Here is a 16,613-nt window from a genome sequence, read left to right as displayed (position 1 = left end):
AGAAATAGTAACTTTTGCATTTTTCCCAGGAAAGAATGATGTTTTTTTTCCGGGTCGTTATTTTGGATGGAACCCGGGTATAATGAAAGTGTAAAGGAGATGGGAATGAATGAGAAAAAGAATGAACCATTAGAGAACTTAACTGGTGAATCAAAAGTAGCAAGCTATCCAATCGATCCCGATGTTTTTACAACACATGAGAGAACGGTTATGCCTGTTTCAGTACCGTCAATTTTTCCAAAGCATCTTAAAGTCAATGATAAACAATGCTATGCATTTTTTCTTATTCCAGTACCTAAAACTTTTCCTGAACTTGAGTCTTACAAGATTATAGAATACGCACAGAATGGTTATGGGGGTTGGGAATATGAGTTGGGGCTTGGTTATGAAAAACGGCTGGATCTTATGCCGTTGTCGTATGCCTGTGCCTTGATAAAACACAGTGCAAAACTTTTGAATTTCTTTGCTATCACCGACATTCATATCACCGATAAAGAATTGCCAGCTCAAGGGATTTACTTCAAATATAAAGGTGGTTATATTTCAGCATATTCAAAAATTATGCTTTATACAACTCATGTTCTTGATGCAGCGGCCCAGACAATCAATGCTCTCCATAGGAAAAACACCTTTGATTTTGGGTTTTCATTAGGGGATAATTGCAATAATACTCAGTACAATGAACTCAGGTGGTCCATCGATGTTCTGGATGGGACACAAATAAAACTCGATTCAGGTGTATTGGATGATCCGCCTTCCCCAGGAGCACAAAGTGATTGTCAGGATGACTACAAGGCAGCAGGCCTGGACAAGACGATTCCTTGGTATCAGGTCCTTGGCAATCATGATCACTTCTGGATGGGTACAAATTCTGGGAAGATTGAATCGAATTCGAACCGCCGTTCTCTTTCAAGAGAAGAGTGGATGAGAGAATTTTTAAACACAACTTCCAATCCGAGGGGACATGGATTCAATCAATCTAATATAGAAAATGGATTTGCCTGTTACACTTTTGAGCCCAAGGCAGAGATGCCAATCAAGGTTATTGTCCTTGATGATACCCAAAAGGACGAAGATCCGGATGTTCATGGCTATGCCCATGGCTCTCTTGACAGGGAACGCTATGAGTGGCTTGTCAGAGAGCTCAATGAAGGCCAGACAAAGGGTAAGCTCATGATTATTGCCGCCCATGTACCCATAGGCGTGGAAGATCCAGATTCTGAGCGGGGACCTTTCATGGCCTGGAGTGCAATCGCAGAGGTATCTGAGAATGAGTTGATTGGAAAACTGCATACTTTTCCGAATCTCATCCTATGGGTTTCCGGACATCGTCATCAAAATTCAGTGACCCCACTAAAGTCACCTGACAATAACCGCCCGGAGCTCGGTTTTTGGCAGATTGAAACGGCATCACTAAGAGATTTTCCACAGCAGTTCCGGACTTTTCAGATTGTTCGAAATAGCGACAATACTGTTTCAATCTTTACGACCAACGTGGATCCTGCAGTAAAAGTCGGTTCGTTTGCTGGAATTTCCCGGTCTTTTGCTATCGCGGCTCAGCAGATATTCAGGAAAAGGCAGGATCTGCTACTCTCGGGTTCTTATAATGCAGAGTTAGTCATACGATTAAGTTCTGAAATGCAGATTAAAATACAAAGCTATGGAAAACCGATTCACCAGTAATTGCTTTTAATGTATTGTAAACGTTAACAAAAGTCTTATCTGGTTAATTTGATTACTAATGTGGAGGAAAGCCGATGATATCAAGGACTTGATGGAAAATTTAAAGATGCTGAGAGGATTTCGCCGGATATCAGACCTGATTTGGAATTTGAGATTTTGTTTTTGAAGCCAACGATAAAAGATTGGTTGTTAAACAGTGTTAGCATATAAAGAATAGGAGGAAATATTTTGAAAATATCAAACGAAAGTATCATTGAGATGTATACAAAGATGTTAAAGATTCGGCAGTTTGAAACCCGGGCCATGAACCTTTTCGCCGAAGGTCAAATTCCAGGATTTGTTCACCTTTATATCGGTGAAGAAGCAGTGGCAACAGGGGCATGTTCCAATTTAAAAGAAGATGATTATATCACAAGCACCCATAGGGGCCACGGTCACATCATAGCAAAGGGCGGCGATTTAAATTTTATGATGGCTGAACTCTTTGGCAGAGAAACCGGATATTGTAAAGGAAAAGGGGGCTCCATGCACATTGCAGATGCAACAAAAGGGATCCTTGGTGCCAATGGTATTGTAGGAGCCGGACAAAATATTGCAGTTGGGGCAGGACTGGCGGCTCAATATAAGGGAACAGACCAGGTATGCGTATGCTTTTTTGGAGATGGAGCAACCAACCAGAGTACCTTTCATGAAGGTTTAAACCTTGCCAGTATCTGGAAACTGCCTGTTGTTTTTGTGTGTGAAAATAATGGGTACGGCATTTCATTAAGTCAGGCAAAACATCAGAGTGTTACCGATATTTCAGTCAGAGCCGTTTCTTATAATATACCCGGTGTGACCGTAGACGGAAATGATGTGTTTGCAGTCTATGAAGCGGTTGGAGAAGCGGTTGTCAGGGCCAGAAAAGGACAGGGGCCTTCACTGATCGAATGTAAAACATATCGGTGGAGAGGTCACTTTGAAGGTGATCCCACAACATACAGACCGGCAGGAGAGTTGGAACAATGGAAGAAAAAAGATCCTCTTCCAAGAATGGAAAAATACGTTTTTGAGAACAATGTGATGACAAAAGAGGAAGTTGAAAAGCTTAAGGATGATGTTGATAAAATGGTTGAAGATGCCGTTAATTTTGCCCTTGAGAGCAAAAAACCTTCCATGTCATCCGCTGTTGAAGATGTGTATACCGATATCGTAGAGGAGGCTAGATTAAGATGAGAGAGCTCACATATGGTCAAGGGATCAATGAAGCCTTGCGGATAAAAATGCTGGAAAATCCAGACGTATTGATCTTCGGTGAAGATGTTGGTTTTTACGGAGGGTGCTTCGGAGTTACAGCAGGACTGTTTGCTGAATTTGGCGAAAAAAGAGTACGAGATACCCCAATTTCAGAAGGTGCCATCATCGGTGCTGCAGTGGGAGCCGCCGCAGCTGGGTTAAGACCCATTCCAGAGCTGATGTTTATCGACTTTTTAACCGTTGGTATGGATCAGCTTGTGAATCAAGCTGCAAAGATGCGGTATATGTTTGGCGGAAAAATTACACTTCCAATAGTAGTGCGTTTGCCTTCAGGTGGGGGTGTTCGGGCAGCAGCTCAGCATTCACAATCTCTTGAAGGTTGGCTGACCCATGTACCCGGGCTTAAAGTCGTTTATCCCTCAAATCCACAAGATGCCATCGGACTCATGCTCACTGCCATTGATGATGATAATCCTGTTATGTATATCGAAAACAAGACCCTTTACGGTGTTCTGGGTGAAGTTGAAGATGAAGTAAAACCCATTCCTTTTGGTAAAGCGAACATTAAAAAGGAAGGGAATGATGTCACCATTATTACCTACGGAAAAGAGGTTTACTATGCGCTCAAAGCCGCGGAAATCCTTGGAAAAGACGGAATTGATGTGGAGGTCATTGACTTAAGATCCTTATATCCTTTGGACAAAGAAACGATATTCAATTCAATCAAAAAAACGCATAAAGCTGTCATCGTATCCCAGGAAGCCAAGAGAGGAAGCTATACCGGGGAATTGGCTGCAATCATAGCCGAAGAAGCCTTCTATGAATGTGATGCTCCCATAAAAAGGGTGGGTGCTTTGAACACTCCGATCCCTTTTAGTGCTGAACTGGAGGATTATGTATTGCCAAACGAAGTTGATATTATTCAGGCTGTAAAATCCCTGTTTTAATTAATTAAGGGGCTGTTGAAAAATAATAGAAGTGCCCGTTCTTTCTGATATTCCAGTCATTCCTGGCTCGGATACGGTTGGGTATTCGACTTAAGGTCCGTCGATTGATGACCAGCATGGGACACTCAATCAGAGTTTTTCAACGGCTCCAAATTACCATTTATGATTTCGCAAATAATAGGGACAGCATGGCTAAATGATAATTATTTACAAAACTTTGTTACATCAGAAAAGGTGGTGAATTTATGGCTTCCATAGGTATAATTGCAAACCCAGCCTCAGGAAAAGATATCAGAAGGCTGGTTTCCCATGCAACAGTCATTGATAACAATGAGAAAATAAATATTGTTGAAAGAATTATTCTTGGCGCTCAGGAGTGTGGCGTAAACAAAGTTTACATAATGCCGGATCCTTATCACATGGGATATCGTGTCATCGACACGCTTGAAACATCAGGTGAGTTAAAGTGCAATATCGTGGTAATTGATATTGACACCGTTGATGGCATAGAAGATACCATCAACTCTGTTCGATTTATGAATGAAAAAAATGTAGGATGCATTATTACATTAGGGGGAGATGGAACAAATCGGGCGGTGGCTAAAGAAATTAAGGACATTCCCCTTATTGCCATATCCACAGGGACTAATAATGTATATCCGGTAATGATAGAAGGAACCATTGCCGGCATTGCGGCTGGGGTTGTAGCTTCAGGTAAATTTAATAAAGCATTATGTACAATAAAAGATAAGCTCATTGAAGTATACAAAGAAGATAAACTCATGGACATCGCATTGATTGATGCGGTTATTTCAAGGGATGTATTTGTGGGTGCCCGAGCCCTTTGGGATATAGAAACCATAGAAAAGATATTTGTGGCAAGAAGTCACCCTGCATCAATTGGATTTTCTGCGGTTATTGGAAGCAAGATGATCATAAGAGAGGAAGACGATTTTGGGGCATATGTATCAGTTAATAAAAACGGTTCATGTGTTCTGGCCCCAATGGCTGCTGGAATTGTTTTACCAATTGCCACAGATCAACCGATTCTTTTAAGCCTTAACGAGACCTTTGAATTCACGACCTTTTGCAGAGGGACAATTGCCCTTGATGGAGAGAGAGAAATTGAATTTCATGAAGATCAGAACTTCGGTTTTAAAATAACCAGAAACGGTCCTTATCATATTGATATTAGAAAGGCCATTGAAGTTGGCCAAATGAATGGATTTTTTAATGTATGCAAAGTAAAGGAGGATTAAATTCCATGGCGGATTTCATAAGAATGCCCAAACTCGGACTCACCATGACTGAAGGAACCATTGCCGACTGGCGTAAGGCAGAAGGGGATACCATTTCTTCAGGAGAAATAATATTTGATGTGGAAACGGATAAAATCGTTAAAGAATTTGAAGCCACAGCGTCTGGAGTATTAAGAAAGATAATAGTCAGTGAAGGGACTGTGGATGTTTTAGAACCCATTGCCATTATTGGAACGGCAGATGAAGATATTTCAGCATTGCTAGCTCAATTGGATACAGAAGGGGAAGCCCCGGCTCAAACTCAGCCAAAGGAAGAAGAGAAAGTTAAGGGCGATACTCCAAAAACGATGCATGATGGCAGAATAAAAGCTTCACCAAGAGCAAAAAAAGTTGCCTTGGAATTTAACGTAGACATAACAGCAGTTGAAGGAACAGGACCACAGAGAGCCATTACTGAAAAAGACATCATGGATTTTGTGGAAAAATCAAAAGAAACCAGTCGAAAAATATCCCCTACCCCAGCAGTTGTTGCTGAAGGTTTGGAGGTGGATTCGTCTAAAACAGCCAAGGACAGCCGTAGCATGAAAAAAGATAATAATAAATTTAAGTTTGATGAAGAGTTATTTAAATTTGCAGATCCCCAGGACTACCGTGAGCACATGAGTTTAATGAGACAGATCATTGCAAAACGTATGTCTGAAAGCCAGCATATCGCATCAACGGTAAACTATAACCAGAGGGTGGATGCCACGGCCATGCAACGCCTAAGAGAAGAACTCAAAAGCGTGAAAAAAATTTCTTATACGGATATTATTGTAAAGATTTTATCAAAAGTCCTTTTGGAGTTCCCGCTTCTGAACAGTTCTCTTATCGAGGATGAAATAGTATTAAGGAATTATGCAAATATTGGAATTGCAGTATCGCTTCCGGAAGGTTTGATTGTGCCGGTTGTTAAATACGCCAATGTAAAAAGTCTTCTGGATATCTCAAAGGAGATAAAAGACCTTGCCGAAAAAGCAAAAAACAACGAGCTCAAGAGTGATGACGTCACCGGGGGAACCTTCACAATAACAAATATTGGAATGTTTGGTATGGAATCATTTACTCCGATTATTAATCAGCCTGAAGTCGCAATTCTGGGAATAAACACCATCCAGGATACTCCGATGGTGGTTGATGGCCAAGTGGTCATCAAACCGATGATGAATTTAAGCCTTACTGCAGATCACCGTGTTGTTGACGGGGCGATTGCGGCACAATTTGTGGCCAGGCTCAAGGAATATATTGAAAAACCCGGATTGCTTTTGTTGTAGAGAAATACAGGATCCAAAAGTAGGAGACTTCTTTTGGATGAAGGTAGTTAATAATCCAGGTTAACAATAAGGGAGGCTTTTGCATGTCGAAAAGATTTGTTATTGAATTCGGAATGGGCATGGATTTTCATGGCCAGGATATGAACGTTGCGGCCGGAAAGGCAGTGAAAGATGCAATCACAAAAAGTTGTCTGATCGGATTAAATGAAATCTGTGGTTTGACGGAAGAGGACATCAATGAAAAAATGTTTATTGAGGCAATCATCGGTGTTACAAGGCCTGAGGAAATAAACACAGAAGAAATAAAAAAGCTGTTCCCGGTAGGAACCGTTACAGTCAAAGCGGTAAAAGGGGGATTAATGGTACCGGGACTCTATTTTCCAGGTTTTGGAGATCATGACGATACCATTGAAGCGGCTATTGCAAGTATTATTGTCAGTATCTGAAAGTAGCCATCCCAGGAGCAAGCTCCTGGGATAGTCAAGGCATTTTCAGATGATCCCGGTAAGTTATAGTTGACTGATTCATTGAGCGTTTGTCCGAGGCAGTTCCTTGAGAACATCTCTTATCCAATGGCGATTTCATGGTTTCCATTTCCGCATTGGCGTTTCTTTGTGGGCTGCTTTTTCAGTTTTCACATATAAAAGTGACTCTCTTTATTGACATTTAAAAAAAAACAGTATAGAATCAGGATACAAGGGGAGTTGGTAATAACCGGCTGAGAGGAAACATCGATGTTTCGACCCGGAACCTGATTTGGATAATGCCAACGGAGGGAAATATAACATAATCCGACTTTATCCTTTTTTGGATAAAGCTTTTTTTTGGAGGTAATTTTATGGCGAATATTAATTTAAGTCTTCAAGTATTACCGGTGGTACCAGATTGTGAAATTTATGGTATCGTTGATAAGGTCATCGAAATGATTGCAGCAACAGGACTGAAATTTGTTGTTGGCCCATTTGAGACATCCATCGAAGGAGAAATTGATGAGTTGCTTGAGATTGTCAAAAAAGCCCAGACCATCTGCACAGCTCTTGGGGCTGAACGCGTTGTTTCCATCGTGAAAATTGATTATAAGGAAGAAGGCGTTACAATCGATGAGAAAGTCTCAAAATACAGGTGACCGACTGATTCCAATTGTTTTTATTGCCTTAATAATCATACTATGGCAACTCATAGTCTCAATGGGATGGGTAAAAAGATATATATTGCCTTCACCCACAGACATCATGAATGCCCTTATAAGAAACTGGTCAGATATTATGATGCACACCGGGGTTACGTTTTTCGAAGGAATAATAGGGCTCCTCGTTGCCATTGCCTTTTCTTTTATTATGGCCATTGTCATGGATCAATCACAACTTGTTAATAAAGCCGTTTATCCGACCCTGGTGATCTCACAGACCATACCCATTATCATCATTGCACCTTTGTTGGCCATGTGGTTTGGATTTGGCATTGCACCAAAAATTTTTGTAGTTGTGTTAGTCTGTTTTTTTCCGATTACAATAAATCTTATTGAAGGTCTGGAAAGTGTGGACCAGGAACTGATTGATCTGGTTTACTCAATGGGAGGGACTGAAAACCAGATTTTCAGAAAAATAAAATTTCCATATGCCTTACCCTATTTTTTTTCAGGGCTGAAGATTGCAGCAACATATAGTATTATGGGAGCAATTATTGGAGAGTGGCTCGGAGGGAAAGCCGGTTTAGGGGTATTTATGCTCAGAGCACGACACGCATTTGCACTTGATCTTGTTTTTGCGGCAATTTTTGTGGTGGTTATTTTATCCATTGGACTTTTTTATGGGATCGCAATCATTCAAAGGATTGTTATGCCCTGGGAAAAATTGAAGGGGGAGAAACAATGAAAAAAAGATGTGTTATGGTGCTCATTGGAATCATTATTATCAGTTTAACAGGGTGTGCTCAAAAGAAAACCGAGAATATCACAGTGGTACTGGACTGGGTGCCAAACACCAATCATACCGGCTTATATGTGGCTCAGGAACTCGGCTATTTTGAAGAAGAAGGTTTATCGGTTGAAATAATTCAACCGTCAGAAGGAGGCAGTGCCGATTTAATTGCAGCAGGACAAGGTGAGTTTGGTATCAGTTATCAGGAACAGGTAACTTATGCAAGAACCGCAGCCAATCCATTGCCGATTAAAGCCATTGCAGCCATTATTCAACATAATACATCCGGGTTTGCATCACCGGTTGATCGTAATATTATAACCCCTAAAGATTTTGAGGGGAAAAAATATGGGGGATGGGGTTCCCCTATGGAAATTGCAACACTAAAAGGACTTATGGAAAGCAACAACGGTGATTTCAATCAATTGGAAATGGTTGATATAGGTGCCCTTGATTTTTTTACAGCCGTTGAAAGCCATGTTGATTTTACCTGGATTTATTATGGCTGGGACGGGGTTTCGGCAAAGCTGAGAAATGTCCCTATAAACTTTATTTCACTGAAAGATCAGGATGAAAACCTGGATTACTATACGCCGGTTATTATTGCAAGTGAGGATTATTTAGCAAAGAATCCAGAGATTGCAAGGAAGTTTTTAAACGCCGTGACAAAGGGCTACGAGTATGCCATGGAAAACCCTGAAGCAGCAGCGGATTTGCTGCTCATTGACAACCCGGAAATTGAACGGGATCTGGCGGTGGCATCCCAGGAATATTTGGCAAGGGAATACCAGGGGGATGCAAGCCAATGGGGGATCATGAATCAGAGTATTTGGGAAAACTACAGCCAGTGGATGTTCGATCACGGATTGTTGGAAAATAAATTAGATGCAAATGAGGCATTTACAAATGAATACCTACCACAATAATAGAGTTCTCAGCGTTGAGGGAGTTACCAAAGAATACAATCATAAAAACATCATAGAAGCCATTACCATACATCTTGACAAAGGTGAATTCGTGTCAATTCTCGGGCCAAGCGGGTGTGGGAAAAGTACTCTTTTTAATGTGATATCCGGTTTGTTGGAACCAGAAGAAGGAAAGGTATTCATTAACAACAACGAAGTCACAGGAAAAACAGGAATTGTCAGTTACATGCATCAAAAAGATTTGTTGCTTCCCTGGAGAAATGTGGTTGACAACGGGATCTTACCACTTGAGATACGTGGCATGAATAAAGAAGAAGCACGCCAAAAAGTCATTGAGATGCTTCCGATTTTCGAACTTGAGGGAGACGGCGAGAAGTACCCCACTCAACTTTCAGGTGGGATGAAGCAGCGTGTTTCTCTTTTAAGGGCCTATATGTTTTCAAAAGAAATCATGCTCCTGGATGAACCTTTCGGAGGTCTTGATGCGATTACCCGATTAAAAATGCAGGAATACTTACTGGAAGTACTCAGAAAAATAAAAGGTTCAGTATTGTTTATTACCCACGATATTGATGAAGCTATTTTCTTATCAGATCGTATTTACATCATAAATGGATCTCCAGGGCATATTGTCGAAGAGATTGCGGTGCCGTTCAAACAATTAAGCACAACAGATTTCATAGCAACAGATGAATTAAGTCAGCTTCGTGGCAAAATATTAAAGTTATTGTAAAATTGCGAGATTTGTAATTATTTGACTGCAAATTTCTAATATGATAGTATAAGTAATAAATGAATACTCATGGGGAGCTTGTAAGCAGGCTGAGAGGAAGTAAACAAACTTCGACCCTTATTACCTGATTTGGATAATACCAGCGTAGGGACAAAACATTAAAATTGCAATAATTCTTAGTGGGAAGTGCCAGTTGGTATTTCCCACTATTTTTGTGTGTTTTATGTATTTTAGTAAATGGAGGAAAAAATTATGTTCACAGAAATTCTCAAAAACATTAAAGAAAAGCCACCTCTTGTTCACTGCATTACAAATTATGTAACAGTGAATGATTGTGCAAACAGTTTGCTTTCCTGCGGAGCCTCTCCGATTATGGCAGATGACCTGGCTGAAGTGGAAGAAATAACATCAATCTGTAACAGTTTATGTATTAATATTGGTACCCTTAATGAAAGAACGATTCAGTCCATGCTGGCTGCAGGCAAAAAAGCAAATGAACTTTCCCATCCTGTGGTTCTTGATCCTGTTGGAGCCGGTGCTTCTTCATTGCGAACGTCAACGACCTTTGATTTATTAAAGCAGTTGGATTTTTCAGTTATTCGAGGTAATATTTCAGAGATAAAGACGGTTTCCCAAGGCACTGGGACGACAAAAGGCGTGGATGCCGATGCCAGTGATGTCGTAAATGGAGAAAACCTTGAAGAGACCATTGCCTTTGCAAAAAAACTAAGTCAAAAAACAAAATCAGTGATTGCCATTACCGGCGCCATTGATATTGTGGCAGATAGTCACAAAGCTTATGTGATTAGCAATGGAAATGCGATGATGTCAAAAATTACTGGGACTGGATGTATGTTAACCGCCATTATAGCAGCATTTTGCGCGGCAAATCCCACAGAGATTCTTAAAGCAACCGCGGCGGCAGTGTGCACCATGGGGCTGTGTGGCGAACTTGCCTATGAAAAGCTGATAAAGAATGATGGGGGAACATTATCTTATCGAACTTATCTTATTGATTTCATGAGTAAAATGACACCTGAGTTATTAATGAAAGGTGCTAAAATTGAAAGTCGTTAAAACGGATATGCTTCTCTATGCCGTGACTGACTGTATGTGGCTGGGAAGCAAGTCTCTAAAAGTGCAGGTAGAGGATGCCATAAAGTCCGGCGTTACTTTCGTCCAGTTAAGGGAAAAGAACCTTGATTTTGAAGACTTTTTAAAACAGGCTAAAGAAATGAAATCTGTTACCGACAGGTACCGAATTCCATTTGTCATAAATGACAATGTGGAGGTTGCCCTTGCCTGTGGTGCTGATGGTGTTCATGTTGGTCAGCATGATCTGGAAGTGAGAAATGTCCGTAACCTTATTGGCCAGGATAAAATCCTTGGAGTATCGGTTCAGACGTTGGAACAGGCAGTTTTAGCCGAAGAAAGCGGAGCTGATTATCTAGGAGTTGGCGCTGTGTTTTCCACTGATACAAAGCCTGATGCGGATACGGTGTCACTTAATATCCTCAAAGAAATATGCGCAGGGGTGTCTATTCCAGTGGTTGCCATAGGAGGGATCCATGAAGAAAATGTTTTAGATCTTTGCGGCAGCGGTATTGATGGAATCGCAGTGGTTTCCGCTATTTTTGCCCAGTTGGATATTGTCAAAGCAACAGTAAAATTACAGCAGCTTGCGTGTAAAATGGTGTTCACCACAGACTACTAGTTTAATCACTTCAAGAATGGGAGATGGATGAATTATGAAAAAAATATTGACCATTGCAGGTTCGGATTGCAGCGGTGGGGCAGGCATTCAGGCGGATCTTAAAACCATTACTGCTCATAAAATGTATGGAATGAGTGTAATCACAGCTTTGACAGCACAAAACACCACCGGTGTTTATGGCGTTCAGGAGGTAAGCCCTGAATTCGTTGCTCAACAGTTGGATTGCATTTTTAGTGATATCAAACCCGATGCGGTAAAAATCGGAATGGTTTCCAATAGTGAAATAATTAAAATTATTTCAAATAAATTGCAGGAATATAAAGCAAAAAATATAGTGGTTGATCCTGTGATGGTTGCCACCAGCGGAAGTAAGCTTCTCTGCGATAATGCCATCGAGGCCTTGCTTACAAAATTACTGCCCATAGCAGATATTATTACCCCTAATATTGCTGAAGCCGAAAGCCTCTGGGGATTTTTCATTAAAACTCAAAGTGAAATGTTAGAAGCTGCCGGGTATATTTCAAAAATCACAGGCCATGGAGTTTTAATAAAAGGTGGGCATCTCACCGAAAGCGCAGATGATTTGTTCTTCTCCGAAGGTAAAGCGGTTTGGTTCAGAGCTCACAGAATTAATAATCCCAACACCCACGGCACAGGCTGTACCCTTTCATCTGCAATTGCCTGTAATCTGGCTTTGGGATACTCAATGAATGAAAGCATTAAAAATGCCAAAGGTTATGTCACCGGGGCCTTAATGAATGGCCTGAATTTAGGGAAAGGCAGCGGACCGCTTAACCATTGTTATCATATAAAAAACTGACCCTTAAATAGAATGCCAAATCCGACTAAAATACAACCTCAAAAATCTCAATTGAAATACAGAATTAAGTCATAGAAAACTTTACATTAGTACTCGTTTGAAGTAAAATAAGTGCATTGAGGTAAAGTTTTTCGTGATTTTACAGGTGACCCGAGATTTTAAATTAAGCTGAGATAAAGACATCATTAAAAATAGATTTATTGGAGTGTAAGCTATGAGTTATGAAATTGTGACGGATTCATCTGCAAATCTTACTGACGAAATGATTAATAAGTATGATATTAATATTATCTCACTTATTTTCAGAGTGGGAGAAAAGGAATTCTACAGTTATACCAAAGGCGTAACAACAGATAATAAAAAGTTCTACGAAATGATGAGAAATGGTGAAACAATCAGTACTGCCAGCATCGATTTGCAATTATGCCGGAAAGTATTTGAAGAAACATTAAAAAAAGGGAAAGATATTCTTTACATCGGCTTTTCATCCGCACTCAGCGGTTCATATAATGCCGGTGCTTTAATAGCCAGAGAACTTCAGGAAGAGTATCCCCAACGTAAAATTATTGCCGTTGATTCGCTTTCGGCATCAATGGGACAGGGACTATTAGTTTATTACGCCGCAGAACAAATGATTCATGGAAAATCGATTGATGAAGTGAAGGACTGGATTTTAAATAATCGATTAAACATTTGCCATTGGTTTACCGTGGATGATTTAGTTTATTTGAAAAGAGGCGGGAGAATATCTTCAACAACCGCATTTGTTGGAACAACATTGGGAATAAAGCCAATTATGCACGTAGACAATGAAGGCAGACTCATTCCCGTTGGGAAGGTAAGAGGTCGACGAAAATCTCTTGAAGCCCTGGCAAAGCAAATGGAGGATACCTGCATTAATCCAAGGTCGCAACTCGTATTTATCTCCCACGGCGATTGCATCGAAGATGCCCACACCTTAGAAAAGCTTGTCAGAGATAAGCTGAATGTTAAAGATGTCATTATCAATTATGTGGATCCGGTTATTGGTGCGCATTCAGGTCCGGGCACCATTGCGTTATTTTTTATTGGAACGAAACGATAAATACGAGAAAATTTTCTTGCTTAATTAGCAGTGACTATGTTAAAATTCAGGTATAAATTAATAAAAGACAGTTCGTAACCATCCTGTCTAAAAACAAAACTAGGACCAGCTATTATTTAGCTTTTTTAAGGGTGCCTAAACCCTTTTTTTGTTGTTGAAAATTTTGTTTTTTGGTGAGATTGGATAAGCTCTGGTTTTTAAAAAAGGGAGCAAATTTTATGGAGAATAAAAATACCGTTATTTTAAACAGGAAAGCATCATCAAATGTCAGAAAACTGACTATTTCGGCCATCGTTATTGCATTATATGTGGTCATCATGTTTTTTACTCAAAGTTTCGCTTTTGGCCAGTATCAAATAAGGATTGCGACAAGTATTTATTCTTTGGCATCCATTTATCCATTTTTAATCATTCCGATGGGAATTGCTAATCTTTTTAGTAATACAGTGATGGGTGGTCTTGGGCCACTGGATGCGATTGGCGGTTTTATCGTAGGTATTTTAACGGCGACCGGCTGTTATTTTTTAAGAAAAATCAATGTCGTACTTGTCGCAATTCCGATTCTATTCATTCCAACGCTTTTGGTGCCGATATGGCTTTCCTTTCTACTCCATGTGCCTTATGGCATCCTTGTTCTGAATATTGGGATTGGTCAGATATTACCCAGTATTCTTGGAGTTTTAATCGTTAAATATTTAGAAGATCCATTATCAAAAATATAGGGAGAAACAATGAGTAATAAAGAGAAAGAAATCGAAGGGGTTTCACTTCTGGGAAATCAGCAGGTAAGTTATCACTATGATTATAATCCTGAAGTGCTTGAAAGATTCGAGAATAAACATCAGGAGAATGATTACTTTGTTAAATTCAACTGCCCTGAGTTTACAAGTTTGTGTCCAATAACCGGACAACCGGATTTTGCAACGATCACACTTTCATATGTACCAGGCGTGTTTATGGTAGAAAGCAAATCTTTAAAACTTTATTTATTCAGTTTTAGAGATCACGGAGCATTCCATGAAGATTGTATGAATATCATTATGAAAGATTTAATTAAACTGATGGATCCAAAATATATCGAAGTTTGGGGGAAATTTACCCCCAGAGGAGGTATTTCCATTGACCCCTATTGTAATTATGGAAAAGATGGAACAGACTGGCTTGAGACAGCAAAACAAAGACTTCACATGCATGATTTATACCCTGAAAAGATCGATAACAGATAAATTTCAAGAACAGAAAAAGAACGGCTTCAGATAGCCGTTCTTTTTCTGTTCTTATTTTTGCTTGTTTGCAACTTCTAATATAGGGTAAATATATTATTATACAGGGTCTTAAGAATTAAATATTTTGAATAGTGAAATTTAAAATTCCTGAAAAAAGAAGGAGAATAGCCATGTCAGAGAATATCGAAAAAGTATTAATGTTTAAAGTGGAGAGTTCTGATCAATTGAATCAAATGATGCAGGAATTAATGCTATTGGAAATATCTGAAGCGACATCACTCAGCACCCAAAATTTGGATGTGACCTATTTTGATACCGAAAACAGAGATTTGCAAACCGCTGGTTATAGCTATCAAATAGGAAAAGAAAATGATCATTGGAGTGCAAAGGTAACATTTTGCAATACTTCAGAAAGTTTGAATTATTTACAGAAACAACAGGAATGGATCATTAAGATTGAAGAACCCATAGCGGATATTAACTATTTTAAAGAGTCAGACATGAGTGAATCTTTAAAAAAAATAGTTGGTACCAGAGAATTAACGCCACTCTTTAATACTCTTTTTGAAAGAAAGAAGATGAATCTTCTATTTGAAAATGGGTGCTGGATAGAAATAACCGGAGACATCGGAAAAATAAAAGCCAATGGTTTAGAAGAACCAATTTCTCAAATAAAGTTAAAGTTAATAAGTGGATACCCTTCAGAAATGCTCAAATTAGGATCAGCTCTAATTAAAAAGCATGCTGTTTTTATGGAAAAAGAAAGTCAGTACCATCGCGGATTGGTCCTTGTCGGCCGGGCAGAAGAAAAAGTAAGAAAAAATGATCTTAAACTTAATCCTAACGAAAAGGTTTCCCTGGCAATCGTAAAAATCGTTATCAATAATATCGATAGCATTATCAACGCCCAGGACAACCTATTGGCACAAATGGAAGAACCTGAGAATGTTCATCAGCTGAGAGTGAAAATCAGAAAACTTCGTGCCCTGCTGGCCTTTGCCAGTCCTCTCTTTAATCAGAATGCCTACCGGGAAAAACAGGAACAATTAGGTAAAAGTGGTCTGGAATTTTCAGCAATAAGAGAAGTTGATGTGATTCTGGAAGAAATAGACATGATGGTGAATAACAGTTTAATTCAGTTAGGTGATTTTCCAGACCTTAAAAATGAATTAGCGAAAAAAAGAGCAGAGATGTTAAAAAAAATCACGGTGTTCTTAACGAGTAATCAACTTTCTGCCCTATTACTGGATCTTTGGGTTTGGTTATTGGAAGATCCCTGGAGTGATACAGCATTATTGGATTTAAACATTAAGAAATATTCAGAACAACAACTGGCGATATGGTCAAAACGCATTAATAAAGCCATCAAAAAAATGGATTTGGCCCATAAAGAAGAGATTCATAAAGTACGTATTAAAAGTAAAAAACTAAGATATGCCATGGAGCAATTAACGTCAATTCTTGACAGTGATTCAAAAAAATCCATTAAGAAATTCGAAAAGCTCCAGGAAGACCTTGGCTACTTTCATGATGTATATATTAACAAATGTTTGCTTGAAAAACTAATCGGGGATAGTGATTCCGGGAAACTTCACTTTGAAGCTGGCTTATTCATTGGATGGCAGATCAATCAGGGAAATATTAAGATGAATCAATACCTGTAAAAGATTGAAGTGGCATCAAACTCTAAATTCAAAAAAATCTTCTTGTTTGTTCCTGTTTCTGATATAATTGAATTTAAGGGTTGTTTAAT

At 39.4% G+C, this 16,613-nt stretch carries 17 protein-coding genes and 2 riboswitches; all 17 genes read left to right on the top strand.

The window, feature by feature from the left end:
* Positions 1–105: 105 nt before the first annotated feature.
* The 17 genes from VIK44_RS03070 (at position 106) to VIK44_RS02990 (ending at position 16,524) form a co-directional block, all read left to right on the top strand.
* Positions 106–1,683, top strand: coding sequence for a metallophosphoesterase (locus VIK44_RS03070; protein WP_331552372.1), 1,578 nt, complete (start codon positions 106–108; stop codon positions 1,681–1,683).
* A 258-nt stretch (positions 1,684–1,941) separates the two neighbouring features.
* Complete coding sequence (locus VIK44_RS03065; protein ID WP_414637054.1) at positions 1,942–2,898, top strand: thiamine pyrophosphate-dependent dehydrogenase E1 component subunit alpha; 957 nt, start codon at positions 1,942–1,944, stop codon at positions 2,896–2,898.
* Positions 2,895–3,866: an alpha-ketoacid dehydrogenase subunit beta gene (locus VIK44_RS03060; protein WP_331552371.1), complete on the top strand. Its 972-nt coding sequence runs from the start codon at positions 2,895–2,897 to the stop codon at positions 3,864–3,866. The genes VIK44_RS03065 and VIK44_RS03060 overlap by 4 nt, the downstream gene beginning before the upstream one ends.
* Before the next feature lie 245 nt (positions 3,867–4,111).
* Complete coding sequence (locus VIK44_RS03055; protein WP_331552370.1) at positions 4,112–5,125, top strand: ATP-NAD kinase family protein; 1,014 nt, start codon at positions 4,112–4,114, stop codon at positions 5,123–5,125.
* 5 nt (positions 5,126–5,130) lie between these two features.
* Positions 5,131–6,438, top strand: a complete 1,308-nt coding sequence (locus VIK44_RS03050; protein WP_331552369.1) for a dihydrolipoamide acetyltransferase family protein — start codon at positions 5,131–5,133, stop codon at positions 6,436–6,438.
* Positions 6,439–6,521: 83 nt separating this feature from the next.
* Positions 6,522–6,884 (top strand): Lin0512 family protein, encoded by a 363-nt coding sequence (locus VIK44_RS03045; protein ID WP_331552368.1) that lies wholly within the window; start codon positions 6,522–6,524, stop codon positions 6,882–6,884.
* 241 nt (positions 6,885–7,125) lie between these two features.
* Positions 7,126–7,233, top strand: a riboswitch (TPP riboswitch).
* A 43-nt stretch (positions 7,234–7,276) separates the two neighbouring features.
* Positions 7,277–7,564 (top strand): thiamine-binding protein, encoded by a 288-nt coding sequence (locus VIK44_RS03040; protein WP_331552367.1) that lies wholly within the window; start codon positions 7,277–7,279, stop codon positions 7,562–7,564.
* Positions 7,539–8,312 (top strand): ABC transporter permease, encoded by a 774-nt coding sequence (locus VIK44_RS03035; RefSeq protein ID WP_331552366.1) that lies wholly within the window; start codon positions 7,539–7,541, stop codon positions 8,310–8,312. The genes VIK44_RS03040 and VIK44_RS03035 overlap by 26 nt, the downstream gene beginning before the upstream one ends.
* A complete protein-coding gene (locus VIK44_RS03030) occupies positions 8,309–9,283 on the top strand; it encodes an ABC transporter substrate-binding protein (RefSeq protein WP_331552365.1) in 975 nt (324 codons plus the stop codon). The genes VIK44_RS03035 and VIK44_RS03030 overlap by 4 nt, the downstream gene beginning before the upstream one ends.
* Positions 9,264–10,016, top strand: coding sequence for an ABC transporter ATP-binding protein (locus tag VIK44_RS03025; protein ID WP_331552364.1), 753 nt, complete (start codon positions 9,264–9,266; stop codon positions 10,014–10,016). The genes VIK44_RS03030 and VIK44_RS03025 overlap by 20 nt, the downstream gene beginning before the upstream one ends.
* Before the next feature lie 60 nt (positions 10,017–10,076).
* A riboswitch (TPP riboswitch) is annotated at positions 10,077–10,184 on the top strand.
* A gap of 84 nt (positions 10,185–10,268) precedes the next feature.
* Positions 10,269–11,093, top strand: a complete 825-nt coding sequence (gene thiM, locus VIK44_RS03020; protein WP_331552363.1) for a hydroxyethylthiazole kinase — start codon at positions 10,269–10,271, stop codon at positions 11,091–11,093.
* Positions 11,071–11,730, top strand: coding sequence for a thiamine phosphate synthase (thiE, locus tag VIK44_RS03015; protein ID WP_333783791.1), 660 nt, complete (start codon positions 11,071–11,073; stop codon positions 11,728–11,730). The genes thiM and thiE overlap by 23 nt, the downstream gene beginning before the upstream one ends.
* 34 nt (positions 11,731–11,764) lie before the next feature.
* Positions 11,765–12,550 (top strand): bifunctional hydroxymethylpyrimidine kinase/phosphomethylpyrimidine kinase, encoded by a 786-nt coding sequence (thiD, locus tag VIK44_RS03010; RefSeq protein ID WP_331552361.1) that lies wholly within the window; start codon positions 11,765–11,767, stop codon positions 12,548–12,550.
* Positions 12,551–12,764: 214 nt separating this feature from the next.
* On the top strand, positions 12,765–13,634 hold the full coding sequence (locus VIK44_RS03005; RefSeq protein WP_331552360.1) for a DegV family protein: 870 nt from the start codon (positions 12,765–12,767) through the stop codon (positions 13,632–13,634).
* Positions 13,635–13,852: 218 nt separating this feature from the next.
* On the top strand, positions 13,853–14,356 hold the full coding sequence (locus VIK44_RS03000; protein WP_331552359.1) for a QueT transporter family protein: 504 nt from the start codon (positions 13,853–13,855) through the stop codon (positions 14,354–14,356).
* Positions 14,357–14,365: 9 nt separating this feature from the next.
* On the top strand, positions 14,366–14,860 hold the full coding sequence (queF, locus tag VIK44_RS02995) for a preQ(1) synthase (RefSeq protein ID WP_331552358.1): 495 nt from the start codon (positions 14,366–14,368) through the stop codon (positions 14,858–14,860).
* Between the two features lie 170 nt (positions 14,861–15,030).
* Positions 15,031–16,524: a CHAD domain-containing protein gene (locus VIK44_RS02990; protein ID WP_331552357.1), complete on the top strand. Its 1,494-nt coding sequence runs from the start codon at positions 15,031–15,033 to the stop codon at positions 16,522–16,524.
* Positions 16,525–16,613: the final 89 nt, after the last annotated feature.

The sequence above is a fragment of the Acetobacterium sp. genome (genome assembly GCF_036508315.1).
In the GTDB taxonomy this organism is placed as follows: Bacteria; Bacillota; Clostridia; order Eubacteriales; family Eubacteriaceae; genus Acetobacterium.
The sequence above is the reverse complement of the archived record's forward strand: the minus strand, read 5'-3'. Positions and strand labels throughout refer to the sequence as shown.

Bases quoted from the DNA above. Each gene is read 5' to 3' on its own strand.
- VIK44_RS03070 (WP_331552372.1), top strand. From the start codon at position 106: ATGAATGAGAAAAAGAATGAACCATTAGAGAACTTAACTGGTGAATCA.
- VIK44_RS03065 (WP_414637054.1), top strand. From the start codon at position 1,942: ATGTATACAAAGATGTTAAAGATTCGGCAGTTTGAAACCCGGGCCATG.
- VIK44_RS03060 (WP_331552371.1), top strand. From the start codon at position 2,895: ATGAGAGAGCTCACATATGGTCAAGGGATCAATGAAGCCTTGCGGATA.
- VIK44_RS03055 (WP_331552370.1), top strand. From the start codon at position 4,112: ATGGCTTCCATAGGTATAATTGCAAACCCAGCCTCAGGAAAAGATATC.
- VIK44_RS03050 (WP_331552369.1), top strand. From the start codon at position 5,131: ATGGCGGATTTCATAAGAATGCCCAAACTCGGACTCACCATGACTGAA.
- VIK44_RS03045 (WP_331552368.1), top strand. From the start codon at position 6,522: ATGTCGAAAAGATTTGTTATTGAATTCGGAATGGGCATGGATTTTCAT.
- VIK44_RS03040 (WP_331552367.1), top strand. From the start codon at position 7,277: ATGGCGAATATTAATTTAAGTCTTCAAGTATTACCGGTGGTACCAGAT.
- VIK44_RS03035 (WP_331552366.1), top strand. From the start codon at position 7,539: ATGAGAAAGTCTCAAAATACAGGTGACCGACTGATTCCAATTGTTTTT.
- VIK44_RS03030 (WP_331552365.1), top strand. From the start codon at position 8,309: ATGAAAAAAAGATGTGTTATGGTGCTCATTGGAATCATTATTATCAGT.
- VIK44_RS03025 (WP_331552364.1), top strand. From the start codon at position 9,264: ATGAATACCTACCACAATAATAGAGTTCTCAGCGTTGAGGGAGTTACC.
- thiM (WP_331552363.1), top strand. From the start codon at position 10,269: ATGTTCACAGAAATTCTCAAAAACATTAAAGAAAAGCCACCTCTTGTT.
- thiD (WP_331552361.1), top strand. From the start codon at position 11,765: ATGAAAAAAATATTGACCATTGCAGGTTCGGATTGCAGCGGTGGGGCA.
- VIK44_RS03005 (WP_331552360.1), top strand. From the start codon at position 12,765: ATGAGTTATGAAATTGTGACGGATTCATCTGCAAATCTTACTGACGAA.
- VIK44_RS03000 (WP_331552359.1), top strand. From the start codon at position 13,853: ATGGAGAATAAAAATACCGTTATTTTAAACAGGAAAGCATCATCAAAT.
- queF (WP_331552358.1), top strand. From the start codon at position 14,366: ATGAGTAATAAAGAGAAAGAAATCGAAGGGGTTTCACTTCTGGGAAAT.
- VIK44_RS02990 (WP_331552357.1), top strand. From the start codon at position 15,031: ATGTCAGAGAATATCGAAAAAGTATTAATGTTTAAAGTGGAGAGTTCT.